At 64.7% G+C, this 24,382-nt stretch carries 18 protein-coding genes; 4 read left to right on the forward strand and 14 right to left on the reverse strand.

The genetic code is table 11. The annotated features are described in order from the left end of the window. The first annotated feature begins 50 nt into the window (after positions 1-50). Positions 51-1,415, forward strand: coding sequence for an SLC13 family permease (locus GUY30_RS05895; RefSeq protein WP_167194942.1), 1,365 nt, complete (start codon positions 51-53; stop codon positions 1,413-1,415). Between the two features lie 35 nt (positions 1,416-1,450). Here GUY30_RS05895 and GUY30_RS18035 read toward each other — a convergent pair whose 3' ends face one another. From GUY30_RS18035 to GUY30_RS05910, 4 genes are all read right to left on the reverse strand, one after another. After that, positions 1,451-1,576, reverse strand: coding sequence for a hypothetical protein (locus tag GUY30_RS18035; RefSeq protein ID WP_266096054.1), 126 nt, complete (start codon positions 1,574-1,576; stop codon positions 1,451-1,453). Positions 1,577-1,605: 29 nt separating this feature from the next. After that, positions 1,606-3,717 carry an iron ABC transporter permease gene (locus tag GUY30_RS05900; RefSeq protein WP_167200735.1) on the reverse strand — a complete coding sequence of 704 codons (2,112 nt, stop codon included), beginning with the start codon at positions 3,715-3,717 and terminating at the stop codon, positions 1,606-1,608. A 27-nt stretch (positions 3,718-3,744) separates the two neighbouring features. Next, positions 3,745-4,788: an ABC transporter substrate-binding protein gene (locus tag GUY30_RS05905; RefSeq protein WP_167194945.1), complete on the reverse strand. Its 1,044-nt coding sequence runs from the start codon at positions 4,786-4,788 to the stop codon at positions 3,745-3,747. Between the two features lie 87 nt (positions 4,789-4,875). Next, the gene (locus GUY30_RS05910; protein ID WP_062241614.1) at positions 4,876-5,700 is read right to left on the reverse strand and encodes an ABC transporter ATP-binding protein; all 825 of its coding nucleotides are present in this window, start codon (positions 5,698-5,700) and stop codon (positions 4,876-4,878) included. 209 nt (positions 5,701-5,909) lie between these two features. On the opposite strand from GUY30_RS05910, the gene GUY30_RS05915 reads away from it, so the two are divergent. Further along, positions 5,910-7,043: a metallophosphoesterase family protein gene (locus GUY30_RS05915; protein ID WP_167194947.1), complete on the forward strand. Its 1,134-nt coding sequence runs from the start codon at positions 5,910-5,912 to the stop codon at positions 7,041-7,043. Further along, positions 7,040-9,643: an ATP-binding protein gene (locus GUY30_RS05920; protein ID WP_167194950.1), complete on the forward strand. Its 2,604-nt coding sequence runs from the start codon at positions 7,040-7,042 to the stop codon at positions 9,641-9,643. Before GUY30_RS05915 ends, GUY30_RS05920 begins: the two co-directional genes overlap by 4 nt. 99 nt (positions 9,644-9,742) lie before the next feature. Here GUY30_RS05920 and GUY30_RS05925 read toward each other — a convergent pair whose 3' ends face one another. The 4 genes from GUY30_RS05925 to GUY30_RS05940 form a co-directional block, all read right to left on the reverse strand. Beyond that, positions 9,743-11,461 (reverse strand): class I adenylate-forming enzyme family protein, encoded by a 1,719-nt coding sequence (locus GUY30_RS05925; RefSeq protein WP_167194953.1) that lies wholly within the window; start codon positions 11,459-11,461, stop codon positions 9,743-9,745. Positions 11,462-11,546: 85 nt separating this feature from the next. Then, positions 11,547-12,752 (reverse strand): acyl-CoA dehydrogenase family protein, encoded by a 1,206-nt coding sequence (locus GUY30_RS05930; RefSeq protein WP_167194956.1) that lies wholly within the window; start codon positions 12,750-12,752, stop codon positions 11,547-11,549. Positions 12,753-12,835: 83 nt separating this feature from the next. Beyond that, positions 12,836-13,630, reverse strand: coding sequence for an SDR family oxidoreductase (locus tag GUY30_RS05935; RefSeq protein WP_167194959.1), 795 nt, complete (start codon positions 13,628-13,630; stop codon positions 12,836-12,838). After that, positions 13,627-14,649 (reverse strand): phosphotransferase family protein, encoded by a 1,023-nt coding sequence (locus GUY30_RS05940; protein ID WP_167194962.1) that lies wholly within the window; start codon positions 14,647-14,649, stop codon positions 13,627-13,629. The genes GUY30_RS05935 and GUY30_RS05940 overlap by 4 nt, the downstream gene beginning before the upstream one ends. 174 nt (positions 14,650-14,823) lie before the next feature. Between GUY30_RS05940 and GUY30_RS05945 the strand changes: the two genes are divergently transcribed. Continuing rightward, a complete protein-coding gene (locus GUY30_RS05945; RefSeq protein WP_167194965.1) occupies positions 14,824-15,795 on the forward strand; it encodes an NADPH:quinone oxidoreductase family protein in 972 nt (323 codons plus the stop codon). A 69-nt stretch (positions 15,796-15,864) separates the two neighbouring features. Here GUY30_RS05945 and GUY30_RS05950 read toward each other — a convergent pair whose 3' ends face one another. From GUY30_RS05950 to GUY30_RS05975, 6 genes are all read right to left on the reverse strand, one after another. Beyond that, positions 15,865-17,481: a nuclease-related domain-containing DEAD/DEAH box helicase gene (locus GUY30_RS05950; protein WP_167194967.1), complete on the reverse strand. Its 1,617-nt coding sequence runs from the start codon at positions 17,479-17,481 to the stop codon at positions 15,865-15,867. 131 nt (positions 17,482-17,612) lie between these two features. Next, positions 17,613-18,995, reverse strand: coding sequence for an MFS transporter (locus GUY30_RS05955; protein ID WP_167194970.1), 1,383 nt, complete (start codon positions 18,993-18,995; stop codon positions 17,613-17,615). A 360-nt stretch (positions 18,996-19,355) separates the two neighbouring features. Then, entirely contained in the window at positions 19,356-20,081 is a 726-nt protein-coding gene (locus tag GUY30_RS05960) for a DeoR/GlpR family DNA-binding transcription regulator (protein ID WP_167194973.1), read from the reverse strand. Between the two features lie 69 nt (positions 20,082-20,150). Continuing rightward, positions 20,151-21,197 carry a 4-hydroxythreonine-4-phosphate dehydrogenase PdxA gene (gene pdxA, locus GUY30_RS05965; protein ID WP_167194975.1) on the reverse strand — a complete coding sequence of 349 codons (1,047 nt, stop codon included), beginning with the start codon at positions 21,195-21,197 and terminating at the stop codon, positions 20,151-20,153. 65 nt (positions 21,198-21,262) lie between these two features. After that, entirely contained in the window at positions 21,263-22,672 is a 1,410-nt protein-coding gene (locus GUY30_RS05970) for a four-carbon acid sugar kinase family protein (protein ID WP_228281732.1), read from the reverse strand. Beyond that, positions 22,669-24,114 (reverse strand): GntP family permease, encoded by a 1,446-nt coding sequence (locus tag GUY30_RS05975; protein WP_208091491.1) that lies wholly within the window; start codon positions 24,112-24,114, stop codon positions 22,669-22,671. Before GUY30_RS05975 ends, GUY30_RS05970 begins: the two co-directional genes overlap by 4 nt. Positions 24,115-24,382: the final 268 nt, after the last annotated feature.

Here is a 24,382-nt window from a genome sequence, read left to right on the forward strand (position 1 = left end):
CTGAATCTTCTCGACGAAGATCAGCTGACAATGAAGTTGGAGGAACACCGATGTCCCTAGTTCAGATACTCATGCTCGTGGTGCTGGTGGTGATGTTCATCGCCGCCACGAAATGGCCCATCAACATCGGGATCATGGGCCTCGTCGGGGCCTTCGTCTTCGGCACGTTCGTGTTCGGCATGGATGACAAGGAGATCCTCGAGGAGTTTCCCGCGAGCATTGTGCTGACGATCGTCGGCGTGACCTTCTTCTTCAGCATCGCCCAGAGGAACGGGACGATCAGAGTCCTTGTGGACCTCGCTATCAGAGCGGTCAGGGGACGAATCAATATCGTTCCGTGGATCTTCTTCGTCGTCTCCTCGATACTGACGGCCATGGGCACTTTCTCTCCCGCCGCCGTCGCGCTCCTGGCACCGGCTGCCATGGGATTCTGTGCCTCGACCGGGTACAGCGGAGTGGTCATGGGAGCGATGGTCATCAACGGCGCACACGCCGGTGGGTTCTCTCCGATCTCCGTGTCCGGAAACATCGTTCGTGACATTGCGGAAGCCAATGGCTTCGAGATCAACGGCGGCGCACTCTTCCTCGCCGCCTACGTGGTCAACCTCCTGGTCACGATTCTCACCGTCGTAGTGATGAAGGCTCTCGGGCGACTGCGCACAGTGCCCGACCCGGACAACCTTGAGAGTTGGGGAACTCATGGAGACTCCAGTTCGGGAAATGCAGGGCCGACCTCGGGCGGCGCGACGACTGCGTCGAGCAGCGGTTTCGGAACGGCCGTGGCCGTCGAAACCGAGGCGTCCACGATGACACCGACGATGACTCGTGAGGTGTGGCTGACGATCGGCCTCATCGTCGTCATGGTCGTCGGCGCGGTCGGATTCGAACTGCCGATCGGCTTCCTCGGACTGGCGTGCGGACTCGTCCTGGCGTTCACCTCTTTGCAGAACACCGAGAACCTCGTCTCCGGAATCTCGTGGTCGACCGTCCTACTGGTCTCGGGCATGGTCGTCTACGTCAGCTTGCTCACCCATGCCGGTGTCATCGATTCACTGTCGAAGATGGCAGTGGCAATCGGCGCGCCCCTCGTCGTCGCGATCCTGCTCTGCTATGTCATCGGAGTGAGTTCGGCCTTCGCCTCTTCGACTGCGCTGCTCACAGCGCTGATTCCGATGTCCATCCCTCTGCTCGAGCAGAGCGCCCTCAGCGCGACTGCCGTCATGTCTGCGCTCGCCGTATCGGCGACGATCGTCGATGTCTCGCCGTTCTCGACGGACGGTGCGCTCATCATCGCCAACACACGGGGCAGCGAGGCCAAGACGATCTGGCGCGATCTCATGATCTACGCCGGCTTCGTCGTCCTCATCGCCCCGATTCTTGCCTGGGCCCTGCTGGTGCCGACAGGGATCATCTGACAATCGCGCCGAACAAAGGTCGCCGTCGAACATCATCACGATTCGACGGCGACCTTTCGTCTGCCGCTATTCTGCCGGATGACAAGAAGGTGCACCCCGAATTGCAGGGCCGCCGGACCGGCCGTGTCGTCGAGCGCCTCCGTGACTTCATCGGCGACCACGCGACCGAGTGGGCGGCGAGAACTGAAGCTCAGGCGCGGGTGCGCGCCAGCAGGTAGACGAAGTACGGGGCGCCGATGAGGGCGACGATGAGTCCGGCCCGGATCTGCGCCGGCGCGATGACCGTGCGCCCCAGGGCGTCGGCGACGACGAGGCCGACGGACCCGAGAAGCATTGCTGTGGGCACGACCCGGGCATGACGGGCGCCGACCAGAGCCCGTGCAGCATGCGGGGCGACGAGACCGATGAATCCGACGACACCGACGGCCGACACACTCACCGCCGCGAGGATGGCCGCCGTGATGAGCACGGCGAGGCGCACCGGTTCTCGCGGAACCCCGACCAGCCGCGGGGTGTCATCGTCGAGCGCGAGCAGATCGAGTTCGCGCGTCCACACGAACGCCAGCGGCACGGCGACGAGCAGAGCGAGCGCCACCGGCGCGATATCGGCCCAGGTCCGTCCGTACGTCGAACCGGAGAGCCAGGTGAACAGGGCCGGAGTGTCCCAGGGATTTGCGCGGACGAGGAACAGCGTTGTCAGAGCCGTGAACCCGAACCAAAGGCCGATGCCGATGAGGACGAGACGGTCTGTGTTCATCCCGCCCCGCCACGAGAGTCCGTAGACGATGGCGAAGGCGAGAAGCGCACCGACGATCCCGACCGCAGAGACGAGACCGACCCCGGCGCCGGGGATGAGGGTGACGGCGATGACGGCACCTAACCCGGCACCGCCGGTGATGCCGAGCAGCCCGGGTTCGGCCAGGGGATTGCGTGCGCTGGCTTGGACGAGGGTGCCGGAGAGTCCGAGTGCGGCCCCGGCGGCCAGAGCCGCAGCGACCCGTGGCGCCCGGGAATCGAAGGCGAAGTCGATGACGGGCGCCGCCCGATCCTGGAACCACAGCAGCACATCGCCGAGGAGGTAGAAGCGTTCACCCGTGAGCAGACCGGTCACGGCGACGGCGAAGAGAACCACGACGCCGGCGACGATGACGAGCCCGGCCCGACGCGGACCGACGACGGTCGAATTCGCTGCCGAGGTGGACGCCGCCGGTGATGACGTGTGCATCGATCGCGCGAGCAGAACGAGGACGATCGCCCCGAGCACGGTCGTCGTCACTCCCGACGGCAGGGTGATCGCCTCGGTGGCGCCGACGATGGCGCGCAGCAGGGCATCGGCGACGATGACGACGATCGCACCGATGAGCCCGGCGGCCGGAAAGAGCACGGCGTGACGGCCGAGGCCCGGGCTGATGCGGGCCAGGAGTCTGGCGATGACCGGGGCGCAGAGACCGACGAAGCCGATCGGGCCAGCCAGAGTCACCGCGGTGGCGGTGAGCATCACGGCGAGGAGGATGCCGATGGCCCGAGTCGACCTGACCGGGACTCCGAGCACCGAGGCGGCACCATCACCGAGCCCGAGCAGATCCAGACGCCGCGACAGCAGGATCGCAGCACCGGCGATGACGGCGATGACCGGAATGCTGCGCAGAGCAGCGGAGCCGTCGAGCTGATTGAGAGTGCCCGAACCCCAGGAGAAGAGACTCGTCGTCTCCTCGGCGAAGAGGATGAGCAACGTCGACGTCCCCGCCTGCAGCGCCATCGCCGTGGCCGTGCCCGCCAGCACGAGCCGAGTCGTCGAGGCACCGGGGCCTCCAGCCAGACCCAGGACCAGGGCCGCGGCGAGCAGACCGCCGAGGAAGGCGACCCCGCCCGAGGCCCAGATCGGAATCGCAATGCCGAAGGCCGTGACCACGGTGACGGCGAAGTATGCCCCACCGGTGACCGCCAGGGTGTCCGGCGACGCCAAGGGGTTACGCGCGAGCGACTGGAACAGGGCACCGGCAACGCCCAAGGCGATGCCGACGAGTATCCCTGCCCCCACGCGCGGCAGCCGGGACCCCAGCAGGATGTCACGGGCACTGGGGCCATCCTCGGCGGGGGAGAGTGTGCCGGTCACGGCACTGAACAGCTCTCTGACGCCGATGCCCGAGGTCCCCTGTGTGATGTGCCATGCGGAGGCGATGACGAGGATGGCGACGAGCCCGAGCAGGGCGGCGGCGGTCGAGAGAGCACCGACGACACCGCGACCGCGCACCGGAACCACGGTCGGTTCCGGTGCCGCTGTCGTCGGGCTGGGCGTCATCTGGCGGGTCAGGGGAGAGGCCACGGATTACTTCGTCAGTGCGTCGACGTAGGCGTCGAGGGCTTTCTCGGAGGATTTGGGTCCGCCGAAGGTCCAGATCCCTGCGGGGAAGGCCGTGGTGCGGTCGTCCTTCACGGCGGGGATGTTCGCCCAGATGTCGTTCTTCTTCAACAGCTCGACATAGTCCTCGGACTCTGGGTCTTCGGTTCCGGTGTAGAAGAAGTTCGCGTCGCCGACCTTCGAGATGCCTTCGATATCGGTCTGTCCCAATCCGTACGCGGGGTCGACCTCACCGGTCCATGCGTTCTTCATGCCCAGCTCCTCGCCGAGTTCGCCGATGAGCGAACCCTGGCCGAAGGGGCGCAGCGCCACATTCGAACCGTTGACCCAGCCGTCGAAGTAGACGAATTCGGTGGTCTCCGGGTCCGCCTCGGCGATGGCCTTCTTGGATTCTTCGAGCTTCTTATCGAAGTCGGTCAGGACGGCTTCTGCGCGCTCGGTGCGACCGGTGGCCTCGGCGACGGCGGTGAATGTGTCCTTCATGTACTTGACGGGATCCTTGCCGTCGGCTCCGGCCATCGCCATCACGGGGATTCCCTGCTTCTCGAGCTGACCGACGATCTTGTCCTTGCGATTCGTCGTTTCGATGATGACGAGATCCGGATCGGCCGACAGGATCGATTCGACATTGGGCTCCTGGCGGGTGCCGACGTCGGTGGTCGACTCGGGAAGCTTCTCCGCAGTGTCCCAAGTGGTGAAGCCCTTCGCATCGGCGACGGCGGCGGGATCGACGCAGAGGGAGAGCAGATCTTCGGTGTACTGCCATTCGAGAGACACGACCTTCGCCGCCGGCTTGTCCAGCTCGATCTCGTGACCGGTGTCGTCGGTGACGGTGACCGGATCCGCCGAGGTGGTGCTCGAGTCGTCCGCGCACGATGCCGAGGTCTGTGACTTCGCATCGGCGGGAGCGTCGGTGTCGGTCGTTCCGCACCCGGTGAGGGCCAGTGCGCAGACCGCCGTTGCCGAAGCGAAGGCGGCGAACGAGGTGCGCGACAGAGGTGTTGTGGTCATGGTGTTCTTTCTGTGGGCCGATCGGCGATCGGATTCGAGGCGGTGCGATATCAGGGTGTGGACGTCAAAGGGTGGAGCGAGGGCGCTTCAGTGGGCTGCGGCAGGGAGCCGGGTCCGTCGGTGGAGTGCCTCGACCCGAACCAGGCCGGTGTCCGCATCGATGCGAGTCGCGATGGGCAGCCCGTAGACCTCGCTCAGCGTCTCGGCGGTGAAGACGTCTTCGCAGGTGCCGACCGAACGGATGCGGCCCTGTTCGAGCAGGACCACGTGGTCGGCAACGGTGGCCGCATGTTCGAGGTCGTGGAGGACGACGCCGACGGCGATGTCGTGGTCATCGGCGAGTTCGCGCATGAGGTCGAGGATCTCCGCCTGGTAGCGCAGGTCCAGATGGTTCGTCGGTTCGTCGAGCAGGAGCACACCGGTGTCCTGCGCCAGGCAGGTCGCCAGCCACACGCGTTGGAGTTCACCGCCGGAGAGCTGGTCGACCGGACGATCGGCCATCGCCATAGTGCCGGTGAGAGTCAGTGCACGATCGACCGCGCTGCGATCGGCCTCGGTGAGACCGGCGAAGCGCTTGCGGTGCGGGTGGCGGCCGAAGGTGACGATCTCACGGACGCTGAGCCCAGACGGGTGCGGGCGAGACTGGGACAGCAGGGTGACGAACCGGGCGAATTCTCTGGCTGTCAGAGTGCTCGACGGAGTGTCCGCATCTGCCTCGCTGATGACGACATCGCCCGAGGCGATCGGGTGGAGTCGGGCCAGTGATCGCAGGACGGTCGACTTGCCCGATCCGTTGGGGCCGAGCAGGGCGGTCACCCGTCCCGGGAGGATCGTCAGGCTCACGTCATGGACGACCTCGGTGCGGTCGTAGCCCAGGTTGAGGCCGGTGGCAGTCAGTGCAATCGCGTTCACAAATGATTAGCCTAACCTAAGTCGCGAGTTGAGGGTATGGCTGAGGGACGGAACTCGTTGGTCGAGCGAGGTCTGCGCGGTGCGTCGTTGGCATCCGCCCCGGTGGGACCTCTGGCTGCGATGCAAAGTGTGCTGTGCATCACTTATGTCAGTGGCGGCCGATATGGTGAGCCCGCGACCGTAAGATGGGACCGATCGAGGAGGAGCAGATGAGATTCATCGCCACGGGGGACTGGCAGCTGGGCATGACCGCGCACTACCTCAGCGACGAGGCGCGCCCGAGGTTCCACCGCGCACGCCTCGATGCCGTGGCTCGCATCGGTGCGCTCGCCGCCGAGACGGACGCGGAGTTCGTCCTCGTCTGCGGAGACGTCTTCGAAACCAACCAGCTCGACCGAGCGATCATCGCCCGCACCTTCGAAGTCCTCAACGCGTTCACCGTCCCGGTCGTCCTGCTTCCCGGCAACCACGACCCCTTGGACGCCGCCTCGATCTACGACTCCGCAGCATTCTCCTCGCGAGTGCCCTCCCATGTGCACGTCCTGCGCGACAGTGGTCCCTTCACCGTCGGTCCCGGGGTCGAGATCATCGGAGCCCCCTGGTTCTCCAAACATCCCCAAGGGGATCTCGTCGCCGCGGCGACGAATGACCTCGCCGAGGTGGCTGCCGGTGATATCCGCATCATCGCCGGACACGGAGCCGTCAGCGTCCTTGACCCTGACCGGGAATCGCTGGCGACGATCGACACCGACCATCTGCAGGCTCTGGTGCGTGAGGATCGCGCCCAGTTCGTCGCGCTCGGTGACCGGCACGCGACCTTCGAAGTCGCCGACCGCATCTGGTACCCGGGGGCACCGGAGGTGACCTCTCGACGTGAGACCGATCCGGGCAACGTCCTCGTCGTCGACATCGATCCCGACACCCATCGGGCCGAGGTCGACAAGGTCCACGTCGGCACCTGGGCCTTCACCGTCATCGAAGCCGACCTCAACTCCACCGAGGATGTCACCGAGTTCGAAGAGCGGATGAACGCCGTCCCCGACAAGGACCGCACGGCGGTGTGGCTGATCCTGCGCGGCACTCTGCCGACGGCGGCGAAAGCCCGCCTCGATGAACAGCTCGATCACTTCTCCGATCTGTTCGCCCTCGTCTCACTCTGGGAGCGGCACATGGACTTGGCGGTCGTCGCCGCCGACGAAGACTTCGCCGATCTCGGACTGAGCGGGTATCTGCAGGAGACCCTCGACGAACTCTCCACACGAGCCACAGCAGACGACGACGCAGCGGTCGCGGCCCAAGACGCACTCGGCCTGCTCTTCCGATTCGCCAGGAGCGGTTCATGAGACTTCATTCCATTCGCCTCATCGACTACCGAGCAATCAGCGACGCCACCGTCGACTTCAGCTCCGGAGTGACGATCGTCGAAGGTCCGAACGAGGTCGGGAAGTCCTCGATCCACCAAGCCATCACACAGCTGCGTGAGGACAAGGACAGTTCGCGCAAGGCCAGCGTCAAAGACACCCAGCCGGTCGGCTCCGACGTCGGCCCACGGGTCAACCTGCACCTGAGCACCGGGGACTACGAACTCCGGTACAGCAAACGCTGGATCAAACAGCCCTTCACCGAACTGAGCATTCTCAAGCCTGTCTCCGAACAGCTCAGCGGCAACGAGGCACACGAAAGATTCTTGGCGATCCTCGACGAAACCGTCGACGTCGACCTGCTCGATGCCCTCGACGTCGCTCAGGGACGCAGCCTCGATCAGGCGTCTTTGGCCGAGATCAAGGCCCTGCACGGGGCTCTGGGCGATGCCGGGGAGGAGCCGGCCGACCACGATGCCTTCCTCGACCGAGTCGAATCCGAATACCTGAGGTTCTTCACGGCCAAAGGCAAAGAGACCGGTGAACTGCGCAGACTCACCGAGCAGCTTCCCGCCGCCGAAGAACAGTATCGTGATTTGGTGGCTCGCAGCGCCGACATGGACGCGCTCGTCGACCGACATGCTCGAGCAACTGAGCGGCTGAAGGGTGTGCGTGCCCAACTGGAGTCGGCCGTGACCGAACGCAAAGACGCTGAGGCAGCCGTGCAGGCTGTGTCCGGGCTCAAGGCTGAACTCGACCGTGCGCTCGAACGCGCAAGCGCCGCGCAGAGAGAACGACAGCGTGCCGAGGAGGCACGTGACCGTCGCCAGGCACTCATCACTGAGGTCGCCACGGCTGAAGAGGCAGTGCAGACTGCCGACGACGCGCTCGAGAAGGTCACGGCCGCGAAGCAGGAAGAGGACTCGACGCTCGCCGCGGCGCAGAAGAGCCTCGAGGCCAGACAGGCCGAACTCGTCCGCGCGCAGGACCAGGCGAAGAGTGCATCTGCCGAACTCGCTCGTGCCCGGGCACGCAGAGAGGTCGACACTCTGCGGAAGAGGCTGACCGATATCCGTCAGCAGGAACATCGTGTCGCCGAAGCGAAAGCGACGATCGGGTCGATCACTGTGACCGCGAAGGACGTCGAGAAACTCGGGGGACTGTTCACCGAGCTGCGCATTGCGCAGAACGCGAAGACGGCGGCTGCGGCACAGATCGTCGCCCGCCGCCTCGGCGACACCGCAGTGAGCATCGACGGAACCGATGTGCCGAAGGATTCTGCCGAGGAATTCGCCGTCACCTCGGACCTGCAGATCCTCATCGACTCCGTCGTCGACATCACCGTGCGACCGGGTCAGTCGCCGGCCGAGCTCGACCGGCATCTCGAATCCGCTCAGGCACATCTCGACGCGGAGCTCGACCGCCTCGGAGTGGCCACCCTTGAGGAGGCACGAGAACGCAGCGAGGTGCGCACCGATGCCGAGGCAGTGCTGGCAGAAGCCACATCGACTCTGCGTGTGCTCATCGGGGACGACGACCGCGATGAGCTCAATGCCGCCCTCACCCGAGCCGAACATGTGGCGGGAGACGAATCAGACACGAACGATTCCGCCACGTCGATCGACGATCTCCAAGCCAGAGTCGAAGCGACGACGGCAGCCGTCGACGATGCGAGTGCACAGGTCGATACGGCCAGGACCGCGCTCGACCGTATCCGCGCCGACCGAGATGAGGCACGTGTGGCTGCGGTGCGTGCACAGTCGACGCACGAGCAGGCGGCGACGACGCTGCAGAACCTCAGTACCCGCCTGAGCACGGACAGGGAATCGAACTCCGATGAGTCGCTCGACGAAGCACTGACGGCCGCCGCGGCAACATTGACGCAGTTGGAGGACGAGGCCGCTGCCGCACGCTCCGAATACGACGCCGCCGACCCGGAGACCCTGGAGATGCGTCGGCAGAATGCTCTCCAGCTCTTCGAGAGCAAGCAGAAGCAGCAGGAGAAGGACCGACAGGAAGTCGATCAGCTCTCGGCCCTCCTCGAGGATCGCGCGGCCGAAGGCATCTACGACAAGCTCAAAGTCGCAGAGCAGAACCTGGAGTCCATTCGATCGAGGCTCGCTCGCATGCAGCGTCAGGCGAATGCGATCCGTCTGCTGCGCGATACCGTGCTCGCGCACAAGGAAGAGGCTCAGCGGAGGTACGTCGCCCCGTTCAAGGAAGCGATCGAGAAGCTTGGGCGAGTGATCTTCGGTCAGGGACTGTCGGTGGAGATCTCCGAGAATCTCGAAATCGTCTCCCGCACGCTCGACGGGCGCACGGTCGCCTTCGACGCGCTTTCGGGCGGAACGAAGGAGCAGCTGGCGCTCATCGGCCGCCTTGCCGTGGCCACGCTCGTCGATGGGGAATCCGGTGCCCCGGTCATCCTCGACGATGCCTTCGGATTCTCCGATGCGCAGCGACTGGCTGCACTCAACGTCATTCTCGGCAATGTCGGTCGCACGGCTCAGGTCATCCTGCTCACCTGCCAGCCCGATCGTTTCAGCTCCATCGGCGGCGCCGAAACCGTCAGCCTGAGCTGAACCGCCTTTGACATTGCCCGACTGAACGAGTTGCGGACGTTCCGTGCGGGATTCTGGCAAGATCCAGCACGGAACGTCCGCAACTCTAAGCAGCAGCCTTCAGTCCGCGGGGGTAGCCGCCTGTTTAGCCGCTTGGGCGGCTTCGACGGCATCGGCGCGAATCGTCCGCCGCAGGATCTTGCCGGAACTCGTCTTCGGCAGCTGATCGATGAACGTCACCTGGTGCGGAGCCTTATAGGAGGCGAGCCGCTCCCGGCAGAAGGACACGATCTCCTCCGCGGTCGCCTCGGCGCCGGGCTGCAGCGTGACGAAGGCCGCCACATCCTCTCCGCGGTAGTCATCGGGGATACCCACGACCGCTGCCTCCTGCACGGCGGGATGCATGTAGAGCACGTCCTCGACCTCACGTGGCCAGACCTTGAAGCCGGACGCATTGATCATGTCCTTCTTCCGGTCGACGATGAACAGCCATCCGTCCTCATTCATGAACCCGACATCGCCGGTGTGAAGCTCGCCGTTCGGGATCTGCTCGGCCGTGGCCTGAGGATTGTTGAGATAGCTTGAGACCACCTGCGGTCCGGAGATCGCAACTTCCCCGACCTCTCCGGGGCCCACAGGCCGACCGTCGTCATCGAGGATGCGGATCATCACGTCCGCCTGCGGCAGACCGCAGGCGAGGTTTCCGCTGTCCGGGTCGACCGGGGCCTGGAAACCGTGCGGCACGGTGGCGACCTGCGCGCAGGTCTCCGACAGGCCGTAGCCCTGACCGACATAGATCTCTGCACGTTCTTCGAACTTGTTGACCAGCCCCTCGGGCAGCGGGGCACCACCGGACATGAGGGACTTGAAGGACGCGAACTTCTCGGCACTGAAATCCGGGTGCGCCATCATCGCTGTATAGATCGTGGTCGGGCCGGCCATGTACGCAGGCTTCTCCCGACCGCACAGGGCGATGAGCGAACCGGGATCGAAACGATAGTTGAGGATGAACCGGGCACCGCCGGCGACAGCTGCAAGGAACTGGCAGATGAAACCGGTGATGTGGAACAGCGGAGCCAGAGAGACGTATCCGTCGCCGGGTTTCAGAATCGGATTGCGCAGGCAGTAACGCGAATTGCTCGAGACGTTCGCATGAGTGGCCGCCGCTCCCTTCGACCGTCCCGAGGTGCCGGACGTGTAGGCGATGAGCCCGAGATCCGAAGGAACGGGGGAGAGCGGGGTGAAATCAGTATCGAGGTTGTTCTCCACCGCGTCTGCGAATGCGAAACGTCCCTCGGTCGGCGGCAGATCCGCGAACCGCGGCAGCTTGTCGAACATCGCAAAGATCGCTTCGGGGCCATCCGTCTGGAAGCTCCGGTCATCGCTGAGAACGACCAGTGGCACGTCCGCCGTATAGTCCTTGACCCGGTCGAGATATGCGGCCTGAGAGACGACGAGCCCCTTGACCTCAGAGTCGGAGAAGATGTGCTCGAGCTCGCCACGGTACATGGGGTTGAGCGGAACGACGGTGCCTCCGGCTTTCCAGATCCCGTAGGTGGAGATGACAAATGCTGGGGTGTTCTGGTCATAGATGCCGACACGGTCGCCGGGCTTGATGCCGTGGCCCGAGAGGAAGGCAGCGAACGCCGTCGACCACCGGTCGAACTCCGCCCAGGTCAGGGTGAATCCGTAGTAGTTGATGCCCTCCTCGTCGCCGCGGGCTTCGACCGTCTCGGCCAAGTCGGCCAGGGGCGTCGATTCCGGCAGCACATAAGGCTCCTGAGCGAGATCACCCAAGGTAGTGATCCACGGGCGATCCTCAAACCAACTGTTCGTCATTGAACATCCTTTCGCAGGCGATGCCGGGCCCGTGCACTAAGCCGCGGGCCCGGCGGGGTTTTACTGTATCGCGGAAGAGGCGATCTCAGCCGCGGTATTTCTTGATCTCATTGCGAGCAATGGAGCGTTTGTGCACTTCATCCGGTCCGTCGGCCAGTCGCAGAGTGCGCATATGGGCCCACATCCGGGCCAGCGGGAAGTCCTCGGTGACTCCGCCGCCGCCATGGATCTGAACCGCCCGATCGATGACCTTCAGCGCCATCGTCGGCGCGACGACCTTGATCTCGGCGATCTCGTTCTTCGCGACCTTATTGCCGTACTTGTCCATCATGTCTGCGGCATGCAGGGTGAGCAGCCGGGCCTGATCGATTTCGATCCGGGACTCGGCGATCCAGTCTTGGATGTTCGCCCGGTTAGACAGCTTCTCACCGAAAGTCACACGAGAATCGGCGCGTCTGACCATGAGCTCCAATGCCCGCTCGGCGGCTCCGATGGCGCGCATGCAGTGGTGGATGCGGCCCGGACCCAGCCGCGCCTGACTGATGGCGAAGCCTTCGCCCTCACCCTTGAGGATGCCCTTGAACGGCACGAGCACGTTCTCGAAGATGATCTCGGCGTGACCCTCCCGGTCGGCGTAACCGTACACGGGCAGGTTGCGCACAACCGTGACGCCGGCGGCATCGATCGGCACGACGAGCATCGACTGCTGCCGGTGCACCTCGGCGGTGGGATCGGTCTTGCCCATGACGATGAGCACGCGGCAGTTCGGGTGCATTCCGTTCGACGCAAACCACTTGCGACCGTTGAGCACGAAACCGTCCTCGGTGCGTTCCATGGACATCTCGACGTTCGTCGCATCGGAGCTGGCCACGGCCGGCTCGGTCATCGCGAAGGCCGAAGCGATCTCTCCGGCAAGCAGCGGTTTGAGGTACTTCTCCTTGTGCTCATCGGTGCCGAAGACCGTGAAGACCTCCATATTGCCGGTATCCGGAGCATTGCAGTTGATCGCTTCGGGGGCGATCTCCAGGCTGCGTCCGGTGATCTCGGCCAGCGGAGCATATTCGAGGTTCGTCAGGCCGGGACCCCATTCCGGGTGCGGGTGGAAGAGGTTCCACAGGCCCTGCTTCTTTGCTTCGGCCTTGAGGTCTTCGAGGATCCGCGGCTGCGTGTGGGGACTGGCCGCTGCAGCCATCTGTTCGGCGTAGACCGGTTCGGCCGGGTAGACGAATTCGTCCATGAACGCGCTGAGTCGCTCCTGATACTCGCGTCCGCGTTCGCTGGTTTCCAACACGTGGGCTCCTTGTTTCTCGGTGGGTCTCACACTGCTGTGAGGTCTGGTCTCAGCCGGGTCTCACCCGGTGGCGAGGCTCGCTGTCACTCTGCGTTGAGTCGAGCTTGGTAACGGGACATTCCGCGCAGCCAGCGGTCGTAGTCGCTGCCTTTCATCCGATACATCTCGAGGACTTCGGGGTGCGGCAGGATGAGGAACTGCTCGTCCTCGACGGCGTCGAGAACGATGGTGGCCACCTCGGCGGGTTCCAGGACGGTCCCGGCTGAGGTCACGGCTTTCTGCGCGGGACCTCCGCCGGATCCGGCATCGTCGAGCAGATTCGTGTTCACTCCCATCGGACAGATCACCGAGGCGCGGATTCCGTCGTCGCGGTAGGTCATGGCCAGCCATTCGGCGAATCCGACCGAAGCGTGCTTGGTCACCGAGTAGGCGGCCGAGCCGATCTGCGTGAGCAGGCCCGCCGCCGAGGCGGTGGCGACGAAGTATCCGGAACCGGCTTCCTGCCAGCGGGGGACGAGCGCCTGAGCGGCTCGGATATGAGCGCGCAAGTTGACGTCGATGATCGAGTCCCAGTCCGCGTCGTCCTCACCGAGCATCGCCGGCCCGATGATCCCAGCATTGGCGAAGTACAGATCGATCCTGCCGAGGCGGTCGTCGGCGAAGTCGATGAGCGCACCGATTCCCTCGACCGACGACACATCCCCGGTCCACGCGAATGCCGATGTGCCGAGACCGGCGGCAGTGTCGCTGACGGCAGGGGAGAGGTCGGCGAGGACGACGGCGGCCCCGCGGTCGATGAGCTCAGCGGCCAGTGCCGCGCCGATTCCTCCGGCGGCTCCGGTGACGACTGCCCGCCTGCCTGCCAAGGCCGAGGTCATGACTTCTCCAACAGACCGAGTGCCTGACGTGCGAGGTCTTCGACTCCTGCTCCGGCCTCTTCGGGGTCGAGATCGAGGTCGCCCATCTTTCCCGTCGCCAGTCGCGTGTACACGCCTTCGCGGATGCAGGCCAGCTTCCACATCGCGAAAGCCGAGTAGTAGCCGACATCGTGGACTTCGTGGCCGGTGGCGTCCTGGTAGTGGTCGATGAGTTCGTCCGTGGTGGGGAAGCCGTCGTCGGGTCGAGGCACCCAGATGCTGGTGTACTGGTCCGGCACAGTGAGCATGGCGATGAAATAGCCGAGGTCGGTGAGCACCTCCCCGATGGCCGTCAGCTCCCAGTCGACGACGGCGTTGACCGAACCATCGGGTGTGAAGATCATATTGTTCGGTTTGAAGTCCCCATGCGCGATTCCCACGGGTGAGCGTGCTGGGTCGGGCATGGCCTCGCGGAGCGCATCGTGGACCTCGTGGATCATCGGGGTCTCGCGCATCGCGATCTCCTCGACCTGCCCGATCCAGCGTCGCAGCTGGCGGTCGATGAGTCCGCCCGGCCGGCGCAGATCGGACAACCCGACGGCATCGACATCGACGGAATGGATGGCAGCCAATGCATCGACCATGCCGAAGGCGCAATCGCAGCGGTTCTCGGCAGGGATCGACTCCCACTCGGCAGGAGTGTTGATCGGGAATCCGGGGCAGTGATCCATGAACACGAAGGGCACATCGAGGACCTCGGGGTCATCGACGATGTCGAGGACAGTCGGCACCGGCACGCTGCTGTCGTTGAGTGCGGCCATGATCCGGCCTTCACGGGCGACGTTGTGAGCACTCCCGCCCTCGTGGCCCAACGGCGGACGACGCAGAACCCAGCGGGGGCTGCCGTCGACGAGGACGGTGAACGTGAGGTTGGACCGACCGACCGACATCACTTCGACGTCGAAATCGCTGACTCCGAATCTCTGCTCGATCCATCGGCCGATGCTGTCCGCGTCGAACCCTGCCGGTGATTCTGTCATCCTTGACCTTCCCGAGTGAACAATCGTTCAGTAGAGTTCACATTATTCATCCCTGACGGGGGAGTCAAGCCGTGAGAGTGATCACTCTCATAGCCTCGTCGTGTGATAGAGGTGAGAAGACCGCCGACACCGGAGCCGCGGCTCTGCGTGCGTCAAAACGATAGCGAGGAATCAATGAAAGCCATTCGTGTCACCGCTCTGACCGGCCCCGATGATGTGGAGCACCTTGATGTGGAGCGTCCTGTTCCGGGGCCCGGCCAGGTGCTCGTCAAGGTCGCCTACGCCGGAGTGACGTTCCCCGAAGTGCTGCAGACCCGTGGGATGTATCAGGTCAAGCATGACCTGCCCTTCACCCTGGGTTCCGAAGCCTCCGGCGTGGTTGCCGAGGTGGGTCCGGACTCCCGCTACTCCGTCGGAGACCGGGTCGCCGCGATCACCGGAAAGGGAACCTTTGCCGAATACCTCATCGCCGGTGACGAAGCTACCGTGAAGGTCCCGGATTCGGTCTCTCTGGCAGATGCCGCCGGTATGCCGATGAACGTGCTCACCGCTGACTTCGCACTGCGTGTGCGGGCGAATGCCCAGCCCGGGCAGAGCCTCCTCGTCCACGGTGCCGCGGGCGGGCTCGGTTCGGCCGCAGTGCAGCTGGGCCTGGCCATGGGCCTCGAGGTCGTCGCCGTCGTCTCGACCGAGGCGAAGGCCGATGCGGTGCGGGAGCTCGGTGCGACTCATGTCGTCCTCGCCGATGGGTTCAAGGATGCGACGAAGGAGCTCTATCCCAAGGGCGTCGATGTCGTCTTCGACCCCGTTGGAGGCGACCGCTTCACCGATTCGACGCGGGTGCTCGCTCCGTTCGGGCGCCTCCTCGTTCTCGGCTTCACCGCTGGTGAGATTCCCTCGATCAAGGTCAATCGTCTGCTGCTCAAGAACATCTCCGTCGACGGTGTCGCCTGGGGTGGGGCGGCCTGGGGGCACCCGAGCTATATCCACGAGCAGTGGGACGTCGTCCTCGATCACGTCTCTGCGGGCAGACTGAATCCGCGCATCCACGCGACCTACCCCCTGGCCGAGGCATCCTCGGCGATCAATGAACTCGACGGCCGCTCAGTGATGGGCAAAGTCCTCCTCGAGGTCGCGGGGGAGTAGTCTCTGACGCTCTGCGCGTCGGATGGCATCTGCTCCATCCGGAGCTGGAGTCGGTGACGAGCTGAGCGATCAGTTGTCGTAGATCTCGTCGAAGATGCTCAGATCGCCGACGACAATGAGCTTCGTCGTCGCTCGCGACATTCCGACGTAGAGCATATCGATGGCCCGCTGTCGGTCTCTGAATCCGTTGAGACAGAGGACCACAGCGGGCCTTTCGAGTCCTTTGAAGCCGAGCACGTGGCCGTAGAAGACATCCTCGGCGGCGAAGAATTGGTCCCAGTAGGCCGCGATTCCCTCGGTCTCGACGATCTCCTTCTGCACCGGGTGCCTGGAGCCGGTGGTCAGCAGTGCGATCTGACCGGCGACCCAACCGGCGTCCATGAGCGCTTCGACCACGCCATCCGCTGCGGCGACTGCCGAGTCGGCGTCGACGTCCATCCATTTGATCTCCTCGCCGGGCCCGTTGCGGGCGATGGGAGGCTCGAGCGCGAGGTCGGCGATGCCGGCGACGATCTGGGCGGAGTTGCGCAGATTCTCGTCGAGCTGGATGGGGCTCATCGTGATGGGTGATTCACCCTGGCGGTCGAAGATCCGCTGGCGTTCGTCGGTGAAGACGTAGAGGGTGCCTGCCAACTGGTTGCGCAGACACGACTGCACCGCATCCCACCACAGCAGGCTGAAGTCCTGGCCTTCATCGATGACGATCGCGTCGAAGAGGCTCTTGCGTGGGCGCTCATCGGCGAGGTCCTTGAGCATCGTGGGCAGCCGCCGTTCCCAATAGTCAGAGTCGTCGTCGCTGCCCGTGGGGGCACCCCAGCTGATGGGCAGGTCGTGGAAGAGGCCGACGAACGCGGGTCTGTCTTCGTCGGGCCATTGGCTGGTGTGGAGCTGGAGGAAGCGGCCGAGTCCGCGGGAATAGCACATGAGCGCGACCTTTTTGCCCTCTTGGGTCAGCGCCTTGGCCTTGAGCAGAGCGAGATAGGTCTTGCCCGACCCGGCACCGCCGCTGATCTCGGCGCGATTCTGGTGGCGGAGGATGCGGATGAGCTTCGCCTGTTCACGGCTGAGGGCATCGGCGCGGTGGGAGATCTCGGAGGCTTTGAGTGCGAAATTCTCGACCGCTTGGTTCGTTCTGCGGAGGTTCTTCAAGACGAATTCGTGGCCGGCGGTGAGGTCGTGGCGTTCGGGGTCGAAGTCAAAGCGCAGCTGATCAGCGATCTTCGATGCCAGGGAGTCGATCTCGGTGCCATCGACGAGTTGCCTTCTCGGCGCATCCGCCTGGTCCCAGCTTCTCGGCAGCTCCGTGTAGGGGAGGACTGCAAGATGGCTGATCGGCCCGGGAACACGGGAAAGCCGCGGGCGCAGATAGCCCACGAGGGTATGTTTGGCGATCATCGCCTGCTCGAGAGGTGGTTCGGGCAGACGGCTGCGCTTTCCTTGGGCACCGGAAGTGAACCATTTGCCGTCGACGACGTCGACGCGTCCGCCCTTGACCTCGATGACGGCGATCCCGACTCCCGGCCACAGGATGAGGAGATCGATCTCGACGTCCTTGTCGTCGCCGGTCAGCCGTTGGCCGTGGATGATCGTCACCCCGTCGGGAAGCTGACGGCGCAGCGCATTCCACACGACCTCCTCGGCGGTGGAATCGTTGAAATCAGGCTGTTCGGGAATCAACATGACCATGGTCCGAGACTAACGCAGATACCGTCGCAGAAGACCGGCGACACTGCATCGGACGTTACGATGCAGTGTCGCCGGTCTGACTCCTTGGAATGGCCGTGCCTCTCAGTGGTGGTCGCCGGCGGCGGGGACGATCATTTCGCGTCGTTGACGAGCTCCGATTCGTCGAGGACGACGTCCGCGCCCGTCTCCGGAAGTCCACAGCCGCGCAGCGAGGCACCGTTGGTCTCCTTCATGAAGATCGTGGCGACCAAGCCGATCGCACATGCCGCCATGACGAGGTAGGCGGGAATGATGGTGTTTCCGGTTGCGCCGATGAGTCCATCGCTGATCGACGGAGCAGTACCGCCGAACAGTGCGGTCGAGACGTTGTAGGCGATGGCGAATCCGGCGAAGCGCACAGGTCCGGGGAACATCGCCGGGAAGGTCGCGGAAATCGTGGAGATCTGCGGAATGTAGAGGATTCCGAGGACAGCGAGTCCGATGAGCGCCCACACGAAACCGTTGGCCATGAGCATGAACATCGGAATCGCCGCGACGAAGAGGCTGATGAGGGAGAAGTACCAGACAGGCTTGCGTCCGACCTTGTCCGAGAGCATTCCGCCGAAGGGGATGAGGATCATCATGAACGCCTGGGCGAGGAACATCACGGTCAGTGACGCGTTCGGGCTCATGCCGACCGGGTCCTGCAGATATGTGGGCATGTAGGACAGCAGCGTGTAGTTGACGACGTTGACCGCGACGACCATGCCGCCGAGGACGAGCAGCTGCTTCTTGTAGTTCGCGAAGAGGGTCGCGAAGACTTCCTTGACCGACTTGCCTTGATCGCTGTTGTCGAGCTCTTCGTAGACAGGGGATTCATCGAGCTGATTGCGCAGGTAGAGACCGACGACGCCGAGGACTCCGGCGAAGATGAACGGAATCCTCCAGGCCCAGTCTGTCATCGTCTGCTCGCCCAGTCCGAGTTGCAGGAGGAGAACGAACAGCGAACCGGCGGCCATACCTGCCAGGGTGCCGAATTCGAGGAAGCTGCCGAAGAATCCGCGCCGGTTGTCAGGGGCGTATTCGGCCATGAAGGTGGCGGCACCGCCGTATTCACCGCCGGAGGAGAAGCCCTGAATGACGCGGAGCAGGACGAGGATGATGGGTGCGGCGACGCCGATGGTGTCGTAGCTGGGCAGCAGGGCGATGCAGAAGGTCGAGCCTGCCATGAGCAGGATCGTCAGCGCCAGAACGCGTTTGCGGCCGAGGCGATCGCCCATCGGTCCCCAGATGATTCCGCCGAGGGGGCGGAAGATGAAGGATACGGCGAAGGTCAGCAGCGCCATCAGCTGCGCATGCTCGCCGGGGAAGAAGTGCTGCGCGAGATAGGTGACCGAGACAGCGTAGAGACCGTAGTCGAACCATTCGGTCGCATTGCCCAGCGCCGAGGCGGCGACGGCTTTGCGCACCGTCTTGAGATCGGGCTCGGGTGGGGAAGCGGGTGATGCGGATCCTGAAGTATTGGGGATACTCATGAATTCCTCCAGTCATGTGGACCACTGTCGAAGTGATCCATCTTTCGAACCGAAGCCACGTTACGAGCACGTGTTCAGCTTCTCAATCGAGGAATCGTGTCAAATCGTCGGCGTGTCATTAGCGAAATATTCGTCGTCGACGTGTCTGACCAGGAGGAATGCTCTGCCTATTTGGAATTTGAACGGCAAGTCTGCTTCACAGGGAACAGTGAAGTTATCGTTATCGGAAGCGTGTTGACAGAAAATTGAAACGATGGCCGAATTTGTCTCAACCTCGTTGAGGAGTAGGATCCGCGTTCGGGTTATCCGAACCACTTCTCAATTCGGCGGCCGAACTCCTTTGGCCCCTCCGGCCACGACTCAGCTTCGTGGGTGCTCGCTGTGCTCGTCGATCCACGTCCAGCCGAGTGGCATCGGCGCCCAAGCGGCGACCTCACGGCCGGACTTCGAACTGTCGGCGAGGACGATGACTGTTCCGGCTCGCTCGGCGATGAGCTCCTTCGTGCGGGCCTCGTCGAGACTCGGTTCGCCGAGTCCCTGCGTCGGATCGACAGCATCGGCGCCGAGGAAGGCGATGTCGACGTGGATGCGCGACAGCGCATGATCGGACAGCGCACCGGTGGTGCCGTGGGACAGGGTCGAAACTTCGCCGCCGACCATGACCACCTTGGGGCCGGCGGGATGGGCCAGGGCCAACGCGATCTCGAGGCCGCGGGTGAACACGGTGAGCTCGCTGCGGTCCCTGATCCGCTCGGCCAGGCGCACGGTCGTCGAACCGGCGTCGAGGAAGACGGTGCGCACTCCGACCTCGTCGAGCCGCTCGAGTGCCGCTGCTGCGATGGCGTCCTTCGCCTCGGCCTGCTGTTCCATCCGCTCGCCCAACGGCGGTTCGACATAGCCGGCAGCGGCGGCGCCGCCGATGGTGCGGATGATCTCTCCGTCTGCGGCCAGCTCGCGCAGGTCGCGGCGAATAGTCGATTCCGAGGTCTCGAGTTCCCCGGCCAATCGGGGGATGCTCCATGAGCCGGTCTTGAGCAGACCGAGAATGGTGTCACGCCGCTTCTGGGTCCCCGATCGGATCGCCATCTGTCTCCCTCTCGTCGTCCGCACCTCCGACCGCAGCGGAATCGCCGCGGTCGGACATGCGTCTTCAGCCTACTTCGGCAGGTACTCCGCACGGATGCCGTCGACGAACGGTGCGTAGCCGATAGCAGCGCGGTAGGCCGAGCGCATGGTGCCCGCGTCGGCGATGCCCTGTCCGGCGATGTCGAAGGCAGTGCCGTGATCGACGGAGGTGCGCAGGATCGGCAGGCCGACGGTGACGGAGATGGTGCCGTCGAAGTCGAAGGTCTTCGACGCGATGTGCCCCTGATCGTGGTACTGCGAGAGGATGCCGTCATAGCGGCCAGTCAGTCCCTGGTGGAAGACGGAGTCGGCCGGGATCGGCCCGGCGACCTCGAAGGCGCCTGCGGCATTGACCTTCTTAACGGCCGGGCGGAGGATCTCGATCTCCTCGTCACCGAAGGCGCCGTTCTCACCACCGTGCGGATTGAGCGCCGCGACGGCCAACCTCGGCGAAGAAACTCCGTAGAGCTGGAGGGCGCGGTGGGCACGTTCGATGGAATCGACCTGGGTGTCGATGGTGAGGGCATCGAGGGCCTTGCGCAGGGACATGTGGCGGGTGGCGAAGAAGATCTGGAGTTTGTGGTCGGGAACCTTCGTGTTCTCGACGACGAACATCGTGTCCTGCTTCGTCACTCCGGTCAGCTCACCGAGCATCTCGGTGTGCCCGAGGTGCTGCGAACCGGATTTCCACACGGCTTCCTTGTTGATGGGGCCGGTGACGATGCCGGCGACCTTCTCGGCCATGGCCGCCTGGGTGGCGATCTCGATCGCGGCCACCGAGGCCTTGCCCGCGCGGGCATCGACGACGCCCCAGTCGGGCAGATCGTCGCCGAGGATGCCGATGTCGAAGACGTCGATGACGCCTTCGCCTGCCGAAGGCGTCGACCAATCGGAGATGGCGCGCAGCTCGACATCGAGTCCGAGGACGTCGACGGCACGTTTCATCACGGCCAGATCCGCCACGGCGATCCCGTGCTGGTCGTCTCTGCCCGCGAATTCCGCGAGCACGGTGGCGGTGATCTCCGGTCCGATGCCGACGGGATCGCCCACGGTCACGGCGAGTGCTGGTGCTGTCATTGCTGTTTCCTCAGATGGTTCGGGTGATTGTCGGACGATGGGGTGCGAGGTTCGTCGTGCACGATTCAGTCTCGTCTGACTCGGGCGGTGGTCGAGAGGAATTCGAGGCATTCGACGGCGGTGCCCGCGTCGCCGATGAGCCCGCCCTTCGTGACGATCGGCAGTCCGTCGGCGCTCCCGCCGACGAGGCGACCGCCCACGGCCAGCGGCACGATCTCCTTGTCGATCTCCATCCCCATGGCCCCGAGTTCGCGCATCACCGTGGCGGTGACGTCCCCGCCGGTGGTGTAGAGGCCGGAGATCGGCAGTGCGGACATGATCGCTGAGGCGATCAGTGCCAGGCGCTGTGTCGTCTGCTCGGATTCGGCATCTGTGAGTTCGCGCAGATCGCTGGATTCGAGGACGGTGGCGATGATGATCGCCCGCGCCGAGGCGGTCCGATCGATGAGCGTGAGTGTGTCCTCGACATCGGGCAGGCCCGCATCGTCGGCGGGCACACGGAGGACCGTGACGGTGGGGTCGTCGGCCACGGCGGCAAGCTGCGCACGGGTGACCTCGGTGGCCGATCCCGAAATGCCGAGGAGGATGCCATCGGCGCGAGTCGGCAGCCTGGACAGGGCCAGCGCGAGGCTGCCGGGTCCGGGATCGATGCTCACCCAGTCCAACTGCTCGCCGTCGGCCAGACCTGCGCGGTCGCGGGTACCGGGGTCGGCCGCCTCGGCGATGTCCTGGGTGATCTCAGCGATGACGGAACCGACGAGGTCGATATGGTCGGTGGTCAGGGCATCGGCGATGAGCACGTCCGCACCCTCGCCGATGGCGTCGAGCACGGCGGTGCGGACTGCATCACGTCCGGCCAGCACGGTGGCGATATCGATGAGGTGGCTGTCGAGATCCGTGCCGGCGGCGAGGATCTCCTCGATGACGGAGGTGTGCATCGGGGAGCGGACGTCATGGGCGAGCTCGGTGTGTTCGAGCAGTCGGCCGCCCAGCAGCTGTCGCCCCTGCACGGTGGTTCTGCCTGCGGCAGGGAACGCCGGCGCGCACAGGCCCAGCACGCGATGCGGCGGACCATCGGTCCCGGCGAGAGACCGTCTGCGGGCCGCGATGGCGGCGGCCGCGGCGGGTCCGACATTGCCGCGCAGAGTGGTGTCGATGCGGCATGCCACGAGGTCGACGGCCCCTGCGGTTTCGATGAGTTCGGCGTAGAGCTCACTTGCCTGCTGTGCGGGCAGGTGCCGGGAGTCGGTGTTGACGACGACCGCGTCGAAATCATCGAGCAGCCCGCTGATGTCGACGCCGCCGGCCGGGCCGATATCGGTGACGGTGATCGTCCGCAGCCCCGCCTCGGCGAACAGGGCTCCGCACGCATTTCCGCCGGTGAGATCGTCGGCGACGATGAGGATGCGCGGACTCGCCTGCGTCGAGGAGGTGGCTGCGGTCATTTCGGAGTCGGACAAGTGGGAGGCGTTCATACGACCAAGTCGAGCACGAACAGCAGCGGAAGGGAACAGATCCACACGGCGGTAGTGATTCCCGACCAGCCCTTGATGGCATTGATTCCGTCGAGGCCGGCGAATCGGGTGACGACCCAGAAGTAGGAGTCGTTGAAGTAGGAGAAGACCATCGAGCCGGCGGTGCAGGCCATCACGGCCACGAGCGGGTCGAGTCCCAGCGGGGCGATGAGCGGAGCCGTCACCGAGGCAGCGGTGATCATCGCTACCGTGCCCGACCCCTGAGCCAGACGCACGAGCGAGGCGATGAGGAACGGGACGAGGAGGGCCGGCAGGCTGATCGAGGCGATCGCCTCGGCGAGGGCATCACCGACGCCCGATTCGCGCAGCACCAGTCCGAAGCTTCCCCCGGCACCGGTGATGAGCAGGATGAGTCCGGCCGAGGCGGCGCCGTCGGCCAGCCAGCTCTGCACCTGGTTGCGTGGGGTTACGCGGGGCAGCAGCGTATAGACGGCGAGGACGAGGCCGATGATCAGAGCGACGACGGGGTTGCCGAGGAAGGCCAGAGGTGCGACCCAGGCGGAGGGCTCGTAGGCGTCTCCGGCGAGTTCGCCCTGAGCGTTTTTGTCGATCGCGGTGCTCACGGTGTTGGCGACGATGAGCAGGAGCGGGACGATGAGCGGCAGGAAGCCGAGGAAGGCGCCCGGCTTCTTGCCGGTGCCCGGGGCGGAGCCGGTGCCGGTCGAGTCTCCGCCTTCGGCGGTGAGGACGCTGCCTCCGGCGGAACCGGATGTGGGCTCGACGACCGCTTCGGCGTAGACGTCGTGCTTGACCTGGGCGTTGAGCACGGGCTCGAGCTTCGGTCCGATCCATCGGGCGTAGACGACGACCACAGGCAGAAGGATGACGGTGAAGACGAGTCCGGCGAGGATGACCGCACCGATATCGGCGCCGAGAATGCCGGTGGCTGCCAGCGGACCCGGAGTCGGGGGCACCATGTGGTGGGTCAGCGTCATTCCGCAGCCCAGCGCCAGGGCGAGGGTGACGTAGCCGCCCTTCTTCACACGGGCGATGGAGCGTGCCAGCGGGTTCATGATGACGTACCCGGAGTCGCAGAAGACCGGGATGGAGACGAGGGAGCCGACTGTGCCCATCGCCCAGGGCTCGCGGCCCTTGCCGAAGGCGCGCAGGAAGGCGCGGGCCAGGGAGTCGGCGGCACCGGAGACTTCGAGGATCTTGCCGATGCCGACACCGAGTCCGATGACGATGCCGATGCTGGCCAGGGTGTCGCCGAAGCCCGTGGTGATGGAGTCGACGATCGAGAGCAGGTCTTGACCGGCGACGATGCCGGTGACGACCGCTGCCAGGAGCAGGGCGATGAAGGCGTCGAGCCGGGTCGCGAGCACGATGACGACGATCGTCGCGATTCCGGCGACCAGCGCCAGGATGAGTTGCAGGTCCATAAGGTCCTCCGCAGTGAGGCCGGCTCAGGGAGCCAGGGTGTGTGGTTCTCATTGACTTCGACGCGAACTGCGATGCCCGAGGGCAGTCGACGATCAGCATCAAAGTTGAACAGTATGAGCAAGTATGTGTCATAACTGCACGTTTATGCAATGTCGAACGCGGGTGAGTTCCTCCTGCGGGGAGGGTGCGTGAATGCGGGGCCAAGCGTGTGAGTGCGGAGGCGCGTGCGTGAATGCAGAAATTCGAGGGAGCGGAATGTTGATTTCA

Source organism: Brevibacterium pigmentatum (assembly GCF_011617465.1).
GTDB lineage: Bacteria > Actinomycetota > Actinomycetes > Actinomycetales > Brevibacteriaceae > Brevibacterium > Brevibacterium pigmentatum.

Bases quoted from the DNA above. Each gene is read 5' to 3' on its own strand.
- GUY30_RS05895 (WP_167194942.1), top strand. From the start codon at position 51: ATGTCCCTAGTTCAGATACTCATGCTCGTGGTGCTGGTGGTGATGTTC.
- GUY30_RS05900 (WP_167200735.1), bottom strand. From the start codon at position 3,717: ATGACGCCCAGCCCGACGACAGCGGCACCGGAACCGACCGTGGTTCCG.
- GUY30_RS05905 (WP_167194945.1), bottom strand. From the start codon at position 4,788: ATGACCACAACACCTCTGTCGCGCACCTCGTTCGCCGCCTTCGCTTCG.
- GUY30_RS05915 (WP_167194947.1), top strand. From the start codon at position 5,910: ATGAGATTCATCGCCACGGGGGACTGGCAGCTGGGCATGACCGCGCAC.
- GUY30_RS05920 (WP_167194950.1), top strand. From the start codon at position 7,040: ATGAGACTTCATTCCATTCGCCTCATCGACTACCGAGCAATCAGCGAC.
- GUY30_RS05925 (WP_167194953.1), bottom strand. From the start codon at position 11,461: ATGACGAACAGTTGGTTTGAGGATCGCCCGTGGATCACTACCTTGGGT.
- GUY30_RS05935 (WP_167194959.1), bottom strand. From the start codon at position 13,630: ATGACCTCGGCCTTGGCAGGCAGGCGGGCAGTCGTCACCGGAGCCGCC.
- GUY30_RS05940 (WP_167194962.1), bottom strand. From the start codon at position 14,649: ATGACAGAATCACCGGCAGGGTTCGACGCGGACAGCATCGGCCGATGG.
- GUY30_RS05945 (WP_167194965.1), top strand. From the start codon at position 14,824: ATGAAAGCCATTCGTGTCACCGCTCTGACCGGCCCCGATGATGTGGAG.
- GUY30_RS05950 (WP_167194967.1), bottom strand. From the start codon at position 17,481: ATGGTCATGTTGATTCCCGAACAGCCTGATTTCAACGATTCCACCGCC.
- GUY30_RS05955 (WP_167194970.1), bottom strand. From the start codon at position 18,995: ATGAGTATCCCCAATACTTCAGGATCCGCATCACCCGCTTCCCCACCC.
- GUY30_RS05960 (WP_167194973.1), bottom strand. From the start codon at position 20,081: ATGGCGATCCGATCGGGGACCCAGAAGCGGCGTGACACCATTCTCGGT.
- pdxA (WP_167194975.1), bottom strand. From the start codon at position 21,197: ATGACAGCACCAGCACTCGCCGTGACCGTGGGCGATCCCGTCGGCATC.
- GUY30_RS05970 (WP_228281732.1), bottom strand. From the start codon at position 22,672: ATGAACGCCTCCCACTTGTCCGACTCCGAAATGACCGCAGCCACCTCC.
- GUY30_RS05975 (WP_208091491.1), bottom strand. From the start codon at position 24,114: ATGGACCTGCAACTCATCCTGGCGCTGGTCGCCGGAATCGCGACGATC.